The following is a 10,564-nucleotide window of genomic DNA, read 5'->3' on the forward strand; positions in this document are numbered from 1 at the left end:
TGGACTGCTTCCGTCCTGGACCGGCCCCGTGACCCGGGGGCCTAAGCCTTGGTGACGCTGATGCGCACGTTCGGGCACGAGTCAGCCCAGCGGATCAGGGCTGCCTTCTCGGCGCTGTCCGCCCGCAGGCCCCACCGGATCTTCACGGCGATCCAGTTGCCGATGTATTCGCACTTATTCACCGGCGGCATCCACGCCTCCGGACCCTTGGCCTGCTTGGCGGAGTTCAGCGCGGCGGTCTGCGCGTTCAGGGACCGGCCGTCGCCGAGGTCGTTGTAGAACGCCACCCGGCGCGCCTGTGACCAGGAGCGGGCGCCGGAGCCCCACGCCTCGTGGACGGGCACCGTGTGATCGATCTCCACGGCTGACGCCTCGGTGTGCGTGCGGTTGTCCCACCTGGTGACCCAGCGGCCCGTCCGCACGGTGCACCGGCGCGCGCTGGTGTACGTCGCGGCGGCCTTCGCCTCCTGCAGCAGGACCTCGGCCCGGGTGTTCTGGCAGTCGCGGTTGGTGTCCAGCCACGTGCCGAAGTAGCGGTTCCGGTCGTAGCCGGCATTGTGCTCCGCTGCCACCGCGAGGGCGCGGACAGCGGTGCGCAGCGGCGCGGAATAGTAGGTGGCGGCCTCCGCGGGGACGGCCAGCCCGGGGAGCAGCAGGCCGGCGGCCACTGCCGCAGCGGACAGCGACCGGACCCAAGGGCCGGACGTGACGGACGCAGCGCCGGCAACCACCCGGCGTCGTGCTTGCTTGAATGGCCCAGCGTGCGGGCCGGAGTGATTGAACGTGCCTAGCGGCATGATTCCCCCAATGATGATTCCTGAAACGGTACGAATTGCTTGATGCGTCAACCAGCATGTCAGCCGCAACTTGGGAGGACTGGATCCTTGATGAGGTCTTGATGCAATCCTGTGGGAAGGCTGCGGATGGTTCCGGAACCGGCGCAACCGTTGTCATCCGGGCGGCTTGACCCTAAGGTCGGACTGCACACCGCAGGCGGACAACAGGAGCGGACATGGCCAGGCTGATCTACTTGGGACTCATGTCCCTTGACGGGTACATCGCGGACCGGGACGGCAACTTCGACTGGGCCGAGCCGGACGCCGAGGTCCATACCTTCGTCAACGAGCTGATGCGGCCGGCGGGAACCCACCTGCTCGGCCGCCGGATGTACGAGGTGATGGCGGCGTGGGAGCATCCGGAGGACTTCGGCGAGATTCCCGGCTACATCCGGGACTTCGCGGACCTCTGGCAGGCAGCGGACAAGGTGGTCTTCTCCCGCACCCTGAAGGACGTGAGCACCGCCCGGACCCGGATCGAGCGGGAGTTCCGCGCCGACGCCGTCCGGCGGCTCAAAGCCGACGCCGGCCGGGACCTGGCGGTGGGCGGCGCGGAGTTGGCCGCGGCCGCCATCCGGGCGGGGCTGGTGGACGAGCTCCAGATGTTCCTCTCGCCCGTGGCGGTGGGCGGCGGCAAGCGCTTCCTCCCGGATGACGTCCGGCTGCGGCTGGAGCTGCTCGAGGAGCGGCGGTTCGGCAACGGCACCGTGTTCCTCCGCTACGCCAACCGGACTGACTGACCGGATGGGACACAATGGGGGCATGACCCGTATCGCAATCATCGGCGGCCACGGCAAGGTGGCCCTGCATCTGTCCGCCCTCCTCACGGAACAGGGGCACAGCGTCACGTCCTTCGTCCGCAACCCGGACCATTCGGCGGACGTCGCCGCCACCGGTGCATCGCCGGCGGTCCTTGACGTTGAAAACTCGACGACGGCGGAGATCGCCGCCGCGTTCAAGAACCACGACGCCGTGGTCTGGTCCGCAGGCGCCGGGGGAGGGAACCCGTCCCGCACGTACGCGGTGGACCGCGACGCCGCCATCCGTTCCATGGACGCGGCCGCGGAGGCCGGCGTCGGTCGCTATGTGATGGTCTCCTACTTTGGCGCGGGCCCGGACCACGGGGTTCCCGAGGGGCACAGCTTCCACGCGTACGCCGAAGCCAAGGCCGCCGCCGACGGGTACCTCCGCGGCACCAAGCTCGACTGGACCATCCTGGGGCCGGGTACGCTGACCGAAGGCCCGGGGGACGGGCTGATCGACGTGAATCCCGCCGACGCCGGTTCCGGGACGCAGACCTCGCGAGCTAACGTGGCCATCGTCGCCGCCGCGGTGCTGTACCTGCCGGGAACCGCTGGCCGGACCATCGAATTCCGCGACGGCACCCAGCCGGTGGCGGCCGCGCTGGACGCCCTGCGGTAGCCCCGCCCGGGTCCAGCCGGCCTGCAAGCAGGAGCGCGAACGCACACTTGAGCCCCGGCGGGTGCGGGGCTTAACTGTGCGTTCGCGCTGATGTTCAGCGGCGGCAGCGCCGCGACGGCGTTCGGCGGCAGCTGCGCCGGGGCAGGCGTAGGGCCGGAGTGTTCCCGGTAGGGTTGAAAGGCACGGCCGCCCTCCGTCCGAGGCGTGGCGCACTCCGGGGAAAGTGGGCACATGGACCAGTTGGCACTCATCATCGGGCTGCTGCTCGCCACCGTGGTGGCAGTCGGTCTCGGGGACCGGCTGCGGCTGCCCTACCCGGTCCTGATGCTGCTCCTGGCCGTGGCGCTGACGTTCTTCCCGGGCTTCCCGGACATCGAGATCCCGCCGGAGCTGATCCTGCCGATCTTCCTCCCGCCGCTGCTGTTCGCCACCGCCCAGCGGAGCTCCTGGGCAGTCTTCCGGGTCCGGTGGCGCACGCTCATCATGCTCGCCGTGGCCCTGGTGGTCATCTCCACCGCCGTGGTCGCGGGCGCCGCGTGGCTCATGATTCCCGGCATCGGTATCCCGGCCGCCATCGCACTGGGAGCCATGGTGGCGCCGCCGGACCCCGTCGCGGTGGAATCCGTGGCCGGCCGCGTGCACATGCCCCGGCGGCTGATCACGGTGCTGCAGAGCGAAGGGCTCTTTAACGACGCGGCCGCCATCGTCATCTTCCAGGCAGCTGTCGCCGCCGCCGTCGGCGGCACCAGGATAGGGCCCGACGTCGTCCTCAAGTTCATCGTGGGGGCGGCACTTGCCGTCGTGGTCGGGATCGCCATGGGCTGGCTGACGTCGCTGATCACCCGGCTGGTGGCGTCCATGGTGGCCCGCAGCGCCGTGACCCTGGTGGTGCCGTTTGCCGCCTACATCCTGGCGGAGGAGTTCCACGCGTCAGGGGTGATCGCCGTCGTGGTCACCGCCTTGGAGATGCAGCGGCACACCCGCCCGCAGGACGCCGCCGAGCGCGTGACCCGGACGGCCTTCTGGGACGTGGTGGAGCTGCTGGTGACGGGGCTTGCCTTCGGGCTCGTGGGGCTCGAGATCCAGGATGTGGTTCGCACGGAAGGTTCAGCCATCTTCGGGATGGCGGGGACCGCCGTCGTGGTCTGCATCCTGGTGTTCGCCGTCCGGTTCGGCTGGCTGGGTCTGCTGGCGGTGTCCGCCCGCAAACGGAAGAACCTGCTGCAGCCGACCTCCGCCAAGGAGGTCCTAATCCTGACCTGGTGCGGCATGCGCGGGCTGGCCACCCTGGCCCTGGCGCTGGCCCTCCCGGTTGCGCTCGCGGACGGCACGCCGTTCCCGGCGCGGGACCAGGTGCTCGTCACGGCATGCGCGGTGCTGCTGGCCACCCTGGTGCTGCCGGGCCTGACGCTGCCGTGGCTGATGAGGGTTCTGAACGCGTCCCAGGACGGCACCGAGGAACGCGACGCGGCGCGGCTCCTTGCCCGCCGTGCGCAGGCGGCCGCCGTGGCCGCGCTGAAGGACAACGAGCTTGTGAAGGAGCTGCCGCCGGAGAAGGTGGCGCTGGTGAAGGAGAAGATGACCCGGCTCCATGCCGAGCTGCTGGATGGCAGCCTCCGCAACGAGAGCCTGGCCGAGAAGCGTGAGCGGGGCCGGGAGCTGGCCATCACAGTCCAGACCATCGCCCTGGACGCCGCGCGGCAGGAAGTCGTCGCGGCCCGCAGCGAACCGGACATGGATCCCGAGGTGGCGGACCGGGTGCTGCGCCAGCTCGACCTGCGGACCATGATCATGCCGGAGTAGGGATCGTGCCGGAGTAGGAGAGCGCGAACGTACACTTAAGCCCCGGCGGGTGCGGGGCTTAAGTGTTCGTTCGCGCTGGGCTCGTAGGGCGGCTCAGGCCGGGACGTTGAGCTCCAGGTCCAGGGTGTTCGTCTCCACGTAGTCCAGGGCCCGCCGGACCGCGCCCACGGTGACGATGGAATCGCCCAGTGGCGAGACCGCCACCCGCGGTGCGGTGGCCGTGAACTCCGGCAGCCGGGCAGCAATGGGCCCGAGCAGGACACCCGCAGAGTTGGCCACCGCGCCGCCGATCACCACGAGCTCGGGGTTGATCATGGTGGCCACCGAGCCGATCACCCGGGCCATCCTGTCGGCCAGGCGGTCCAGGATCTTCAGGGCCTCCGCATCACCCGCGGCGGCAGCGGCAAAGACGTGTTCCGCCTCGGCCCCCGTGGCGGCGTGCTCGCGCAGCGACGTCTTCGCAGTGCCCGCCAATGCCTCCGCAGCCCAGGTGCGTGCCAGCATGGCGATGCCGAAGGTGTCGCCCACTCCCTCCACCAGGTCCAGGTACGCGAGTTCACCCGCGCCGCCCCCGCTGCCATGCAGCAGGCGGCCGTCTTCAATGACGCCGGAACCGAAGCGTTCACTCGCCAGGATCACGACGACGTCGTCCACACCTTCCGCCGCGCCCCGCCACCGTTCGCCAAGGGCCGCGAGGTTGGCGTCGTTCTCCAGCAGCACCGTCCACCCGTGCAGCTTGTGCAGCGCGGACTTGAGGCCGACGTCGAACAGCCCCCAAAAGTGCTGGGCCGCCAGGATGTTGCCGTTCCGGTCCACAGGGGCGGCGATGCCGGCGCACACGGCCAGTACGGCGTCGGGGGAGGCCCCCACACTGCGCAGGGCCATGGCGGCGGCCCGGTCAATGACCGCCACGCGTTCCTCGGCGGACATGTCCTCAATCTCAAACGGCTGGCTGGCCCGTCCCAGCGCCGTGCCGCGAAGGTCGGAGACCACCACTGTGGCCTTGGAGAAGCCCACGTCCATTCCCAGGACGTACCCTGCACGCTCATTGAGTTCGAACCGCCGGGCGGGCCGTCCCTTCTGGTAACCGCCAAAGGCGCGCTGGTTCTCCAGCTCGGTGATCCACCCGCGCTGCATGAGGTCCTCGCACACGGAGATGGCAGTGGCCCGGGTCAGGCCGGTGGCCTGGATGACCTCGGTAACCGTCACCGCACCCGAGGCGCGCATGAAATCCAGGACAGCTCCGGCGCTCACCCGGCGCAGCAGCTGGGGCGTGGCCGCCGTCATCTCGGACATGGTGTTGACCTCCTTGTGCTCTTCCCCACATAATACTTGAGGAACTAAATTTAGATTCCATATAAACTACCAACGTGGGCCGGACGGCCGCCGGCCACGGAATTCTCCTTCCAGCTTTTTCCTCAGCCCTTTTGCAAAGGAGCAACTGTGAACAGCCCTTCGAAGCACCGCCAACTCCGGAAACCGCAACGCCGCGCCACCTGCCAGCACTCCGCCCCGGCCTCCGCACTGTGAGCGCGACTCCGCTCAGCCGGCGGGCGCTGTTCAAGGCTGCCGGGCTCGCCGGCGCGGCAGCCGTCCTGCCGCTGGCAGGCTGCGGTTCCGTGCCCGGCGGTTCCGTGCCCAGCAGCCAGAACGGCACCACCACGCTGCGCTTCATGCAGAACAAGCCCGAGGTGGTGGCCTACTTCAACCGGGTCATCAAGGACTTCGAGGCACTCAACCCGGACATCCGCGTCATCCAGGACTTCAACGAGGGCAACTTCGTCCCGGGCCTGGTCCGCAACGATCCGCCGGACGTCGTGACCCGCGGCTTCGCCCAGGCCACCGCCGACTTCGTGCGCAAGGGCGTGTTTGCGGACCTCTCGGACCTGCCCGCGGCGGCCACCATCGACCCCAAGGTGCAGGACCTTGTCAGCTCCTGGGGACAGTACAACGGGCACGAAACCAGCGCCCTCCCGTTCTCCCTGGCCGCCGCCGGAGTCATCTACAACCGCGACATTTTCGAAGCCCACGGCGTACAGGTCCCCGCCACCTGGGACGAGTTCGTCGCGGCCTGCGGGAAATTCACGGCCGCCGGCATCACCCCCATCTACGGGACCTTCAAGGACAGCTGGACCCTCGGGCAGGGGATGTTCGACTACCTCGCGGGCGGCTCCCTGGACGTCGCCGACTTTTTCGCGAAGCTCACCGCCAGGGGTGCCGCCATTAGCGAAGACGCCAAGGAGTCGTTCACCAGCAATTTCGGTCCGGTCCTGCCCAAGATGCTTGAGCTGGCAGCCCTCTCACAGAAGGGCGCCGCGAGCAAGAACTACGCGGACGGCAATGCCGCGTTCGCCAAGGGCCAGGCGGCCATGTACCTGCAGGGGCCGTGGGCGCTGTCCCAGCTGGTGGCCGCCAACAAGGACGTCAGGCTCGGCAGCTTCCCGCTGCCCGTCACGAACAACCCCGCGGACACCAAGGCCCGGGTCAACGTGGACATGGCCCTGTCCATCCCGCGAAACACCCGGAACATGGCGGCGGCACGGCGGTTCGTCAGCTACCTGCTGGACCCCTCCGTGGTGAACGCCTACAACGAAAAGAACGCGGCGTTCTCGCCGCTCAAGGAAGCTCCCGCCGTCGAAAATCCCCAGATCACCGGCCTCGCCGCCTCCGTCCGGGAGGGCCGGTACTACCAGGGAGCCACCACCTACTTCCCGCCGTCGGTACCGCTGTACAACTACATCCAATCCTTTGTGTACGGCAAGAACGGCGAGCAATTCCTTTCCGCCCTCGACGACGAATGGCGCCGCGTCGCCGAGCGCACCGCGGTCTGACCCGCCCGAATCCAGGAGCCCCCATGACTACAACCTCAGAGTCGGCGCAGGCAGCCCTGCCCGCCGCCACGACCGTTCCCCCGAAGACACCGCAGCGCACCGTCCGCGCCAAGGGCCGCATCGATCCGGCGTACTACTGGATGGTGGTGCCGGTCCTGGCGCTGTTCGCCTTCTTCATCACGCTGCCCGCGCTCGTGGGCGTGTTCTTCAGCCTGACGAACTACGCCGGCTACGGTGACTGGAAGTTCATTGGACTGTCCAACTACATCAACATCTTCCGGGACCCCGCGATCCTGCAGTCCTACATCTTCACGTTCGTGTTCGCCCTGACCACCACCGTGGTGGTCAACGTCGTGGCACTGGCGATCGCGCTCGGCCTGAACGCGAAGATCAAGTGGCGCACCGGCATCCGCACCGTGTTCTTCATCCCGATGGTGCTCTCCGCCCTGGTGGTGTCCTTCGTGTTCAACTACCTGTTCTCCAACACCCTGCCCGTGCTGGCGGACAGCCTCGGCGTGACCCCGCTGGCCACGAGCATCCTGGCCAACGAGAACCTCGCCTGGCTGGCCATCGTTCTGGTCACGGTCTGGCAGGCGGCTCCCGGCGCCACGATCATCTACCTGGCCGGGCTGCAGAGTGTCCCGTCCGAGGTCTATGAAGCAGCGGACCTCGACGGCGCCGGCAGCGTGCGGCAGTTCCTGAGCCTGACCCTGCCGCTCATCCTCGGATATCTCGTCATCAACGTGATCCTCGGCTTCAAGGGCTTCCTGGGCACCTACGAGATTATCGTCGGCCTCACCGGCGGCGGCCCGGGCATGGCCACCCAGTCCGTGGCCATGCGCATCTTCTCCGGCTTCACGGGCGGGGACTACTCCTACCAGATGGCGAACGCTGTCATCTACTTCCTGATCACCCTGCTCATCTCCGTCATCCAGCTGCGCCTCATCCAGCGCCGGGGGGTTTCACTCTAATGACTGCATTTCCGCTGACCGCACGCCGCCCGGCCCGTCCCGGTACCACCCCGGCCCGCCGGAAAAATCGCTCCGGCCGGGAAGGCTACAGGATCAACTGGTGGCTCACCGCGCTGATGCTGGTGGCCTCGCTGACCGTGCTGCTCCCGCTGTACTTCACCGTGGCCATGGCCCTGAAGTCCCCGGACCAGATCGGAACGGGCACGGGGCTGGAATGGCCCAGCCCGGTGAACTGGGAGAACTTCGGCGCCGCCTACGTGGCAACGAATTTCCCGCGGGCATTTATGTCGACGGCGTTCGTCACCGTATTCAGCGTCCTCGGTTCGCTGGCCTGCAGCTCGCTCGTGGCCTATGCCATCGCCAGGAACTGGAACCGGAGGTTCTTCCGGGGCTCCTTCGTCTACCTGCTCTCGGCCATGTTCATCCCGTTTCCGGTGATCATCCTGCCGCTGATCAAGCAGACGGCCCTCCTCGGCCTGGACAACCCCGGCGGCGTGGTGTTCCTGCACGTGCTGGGCGGCATCTCGTTCAACACGCTGCTGTACATCGCCTTCGTCCGCTCCATTCCGGTGGAGCTGGAGGAATCGGCCCGGCTCGACGGCGCCACCACCTGGCAGGTGTTCCGCAAGATCATCTTCCCGCTGCTGGCCCCCATGAACGCCACCGTGGGCATCTTCGCCTTCCTCGGCTCATGGAACGACTTCCTGCTGCCTCAGATGATGATCGCCGACCCCGCCCTGCAGACCCTTCCAGTGGTGCAGATGCTCTTCCAAGGAGAGTTCAACACTAACTACAGCCTCGCGTTCGCGTCGTACCTGATGGCCATGGCTCCCACTTTGGTGGTTTACATCCTGGCCCAGCGTTGGGTACTGTCCGGAGTCATGCGCGGGGCCGTCAAGTAGACCCATCAAACCAGTCCAGCAACAACCCCAACCACAAGAAAAGGATCATCCCTTGTCCTCCACCGCCACGCTGGCAACCCTTTCCGATTCCGACCGCCTGGCCGATCCGAACTGGTGGCGCCAGGCGTCCGTCTACCAGATCTACCCCCGCAGCTTTTCCGACTCGAACGGCGACGGCCTGGGCGACATCCGGGGCATCACGGCCAAGGTCCCGTACCTGAAGACGCTTGGAATCGACGCGGTCTGGCTCAGCCCGTTCTACCCCTCGGCGCTCGCCGACGGCGGCTACGACGTGGATGACTACCGCAACGTGGACCCGAAGCTCGGCACGCTGGAGGACTTTGACGAGATGGCCGGCGCCCTCCACGCCGCGGGCATCAAGCTGATCGCCGACATCGTCCCGAACCACTCCTCGGACCGGCACGAATGGTTCAGGGAAGCCCTCGCCGCACCGAAGGGCTCCCCGGCCCGGGACCGCTACATCTTCCGGGACGGCAAGGGCCCCAACGGCGAGTTCCCGCCGTCGGACTGGGACTCCGTCTTCGGCGGCCCCGCCTGGGAGCGCATCACCGAACCGGACGGCACCCCCGGCCAGTGGTACATGCACATCTTCGCCAAGGAGCAGCCGGACCTGAACTGGGCCAACCGGGAAATCCGCGACGACTTCCTCAAGACTCTGCGCTTCTGGTCGGACCGCGGCGTGGACGGCTTCCGCGTTGACGTGGCGCACGCGCTCACCAAGGACCTCACCGAACCGCTGCTCTCCAAGCTGGAACTGAGCGCCGCCAACACGGGTACGGACGGCTTCGACGACGGCTCGCACCCGTTCTGGGACCGCGACGAAGTGCACGAGGTCTACGCCGAATGGCGCGAGGTCTTCAACGAGTACAACCCGCCGCGCACCGCCGTCGCCGAGGCCTGGGTGCACGCCACCCGCCGGGCCCGCTACGCCAGCCCCGAAGGACTGGGCCAGGCCTTCAACTTCGACCTCCTGCAGGCCGACTTCGACGCCGAGGAATTCCACGAGATCATCACCCGCAACCTGGCAGAGGCCGCCGCCACCGGTGCCTCGTCCACCTGGGTGTTCTCCAACCACGACGTCGTCCGGCACGCCACCCGCTACGGCCTGCCCAAGGGCTCCAAAGGCAAGCACGCCAAGGGCCAGGACGGCAAGGACTGGCTGCTGGCCGGCGGACCGGAAAAGGACCTCGACGTCGAACTCGGCCTGCGCCGAGCCCGCGCCGCAACGCTCCTGATGCTCGCGCTGCCCGGCTCCGCCTACCTGTACCAGGGCGAGGAACTGGGCCTGCAGGAAGTGGCGGACATCCCCGAATCCGAGCGCCAGGACCCGTCGTTCTTCCGCAACAGGGGAGTGGAAGTGGGCCGCGACGGCTGCCGCGTGCCGCTGCCGTGGGCCGTGGAGGGCACGTCCTTCGGTTTCGGCGACGGCGGTGCGCACCTGCCGCAGCCCAATTGGTTCAGCAAGTACGCCGTCGAGGCGGAGGACGGCACCCAGGGCTCCACGCTGGAGCTCTACCGCACGGCGCTGAAGCTCCGCCGCGAGCTGCAGGCGGACGAAGAGCTGGAGTGGATCGAAACCGGAAACCCGGACGTCCTGCACTTCAGCCGTCCCGGCGGCTGGCAGGCGGTCACCAACTTCGGGGACACCGCCGTCGACCTTCCCGCCGGCGGGGTGCTGGTGAGCAGCGCACCGCTGGAAGGCGGCAAGCTGCCGGCCAACACCACGGCCTGGCTGCGCTGACTCCAACTGGCTGCGCTGACCGCCGACTGAATAGCAA

Annotated in this window: 9 protein-coding genes; 7 read left to right on the top strand and 2 right to left on the bottom strand. The window is 68.0% G+C overall.

The features are described from left to right. Positions 1 to 41: 41 nt before the first annotated feature. The gene (locus ACFQ50_RS19645; RefSeq protein WP_377997311.1) at positions 42 to 731 is read right to left on the bottom strand and encodes an HNH endonuclease family protein; all 690 of its coding nucleotides are present in this window, start codon (positions 729 to 731) and stop codon (positions 42 to 44) included. 281 nt (positions 732 to 1,012) lie between these two features. Between ACFQ50_RS19645 and ACFQ50_RS19650 the strand changes: the two genes are divergently transcribed. From ACFQ50_RS19650 to ACFQ50_RS19660, 3 genes are all read left to right on the top strand, one after another. Next, on the top strand, positions 1,013 to 1,576 hold the full coding sequence (locus ACFQ50_RS19650) for a dihydrofolate reductase family protein (protein ID WP_377997312.1): 564 nt from the start codon (positions 1,013 to 1,015) through the stop codon (positions 1,574 to 1,576). 22 nt (positions 1,577 to 1,598) lie between these two features. After that, positions 1,599 to 2,258, top strand: a complete 660-nt coding sequence (locus tag ACFQ50_RS19655) for an NAD(P)H-binding protein (protein ID WP_377997313.1) — start codon at positions 1,599 to 1,601, stop codon at positions 2,256 to 2,258. Between the two features lie 231 nt (positions 2,259 to 2,489). Further along, positions 2,490 to 4,061 carry a Na+/H+ antiporter gene (locus ACFQ50_RS19660; RefSeq protein ID WP_377997314.1) on the top strand — a complete coding sequence of 524 codons (1,572 nt, stop codon included), beginning with the start codon at positions 2,490 to 2,492 and terminating at the stop codon, positions 4,059 to 4,061. Positions 4,062 to 4,154: 93 nt separating this feature from the next. Here ACFQ50_RS19660 and ACFQ50_RS19665 read toward each other — a convergent pair whose 3' ends face one another. Next, entirely contained in the window at positions 4,155 to 5,357 is a 1,203-nt protein-coding gene (locus ACFQ50_RS19665) for an ROK family protein (protein ID WP_377997315.1), read from the bottom strand. A 230-nt stretch (positions 5,358 to 5,587) separates the two neighbouring features. Here ACFQ50_RS19665 and ACFQ50_RS19670 point away from each other — a divergent pair, with 230 nt between their 5' ends. From ACFQ50_RS19670 to ACFQ50_RS19685, 4 genes are read left to right on the top strand one after another with little or no spacing between them, the layout of a single operon-like run. Further along, positions 5,588 to 6,892, top strand: coding sequence for an ABC transporter substrate-binding protein (locus tag ACFQ50_RS19670; RefSeq protein ID WP_377997316.1), 1,305 nt, complete (start codon positions 5,588 to 5,590; stop codon positions 6,890 to 6,892). A 23-nt stretch (positions 6,893 to 6,915) separates the two neighbouring features. Continuing rightward, positions 6,916 to 7,863, top strand: coding sequence for a carbohydrate ABC transporter permease (locus ACFQ50_RS19675; protein WP_377997317.1), 948 nt, complete (start codon positions 6,916 to 6,918; stop codon positions 7,861 to 7,863). Further along, positions 7,863 to 8,765 (top strand): carbohydrate ABC transporter permease, encoded by a 903-nt coding sequence (locus tag ACFQ50_RS19680; RefSeq protein ID WP_377997318.1) that lies wholly within the window; start codon positions 7,863 to 7,865, stop codon positions 8,763 to 8,765. The genes ACFQ50_RS19675 and ACFQ50_RS19680 overlap by 1 nt, the downstream gene beginning before the upstream one ends. Positions 8,766 to 8,817: 52 nt before the next feature. After that, on the top strand, positions 8,818 to 10,527 hold the full coding sequence (locus ACFQ50_RS19685) for a glycoside hydrolase family 13 protein (protein WP_377997319.1): 1,710 nt from the start codon (positions 8,818 to 8,820) through the stop codon (positions 10,525 to 10,527). Positions 10,528 to 10,564: the final 37 nt, after the last annotated feature.

This window comes from Arthrobacter sp. NPDC056493 (assembly GCF_042795115.1).
Taxonomy (GTDB): Bacteria; Actinomycetota; Actinomycetes; order Actinomycetales; family Micrococcaceae; genus Arthrobacter.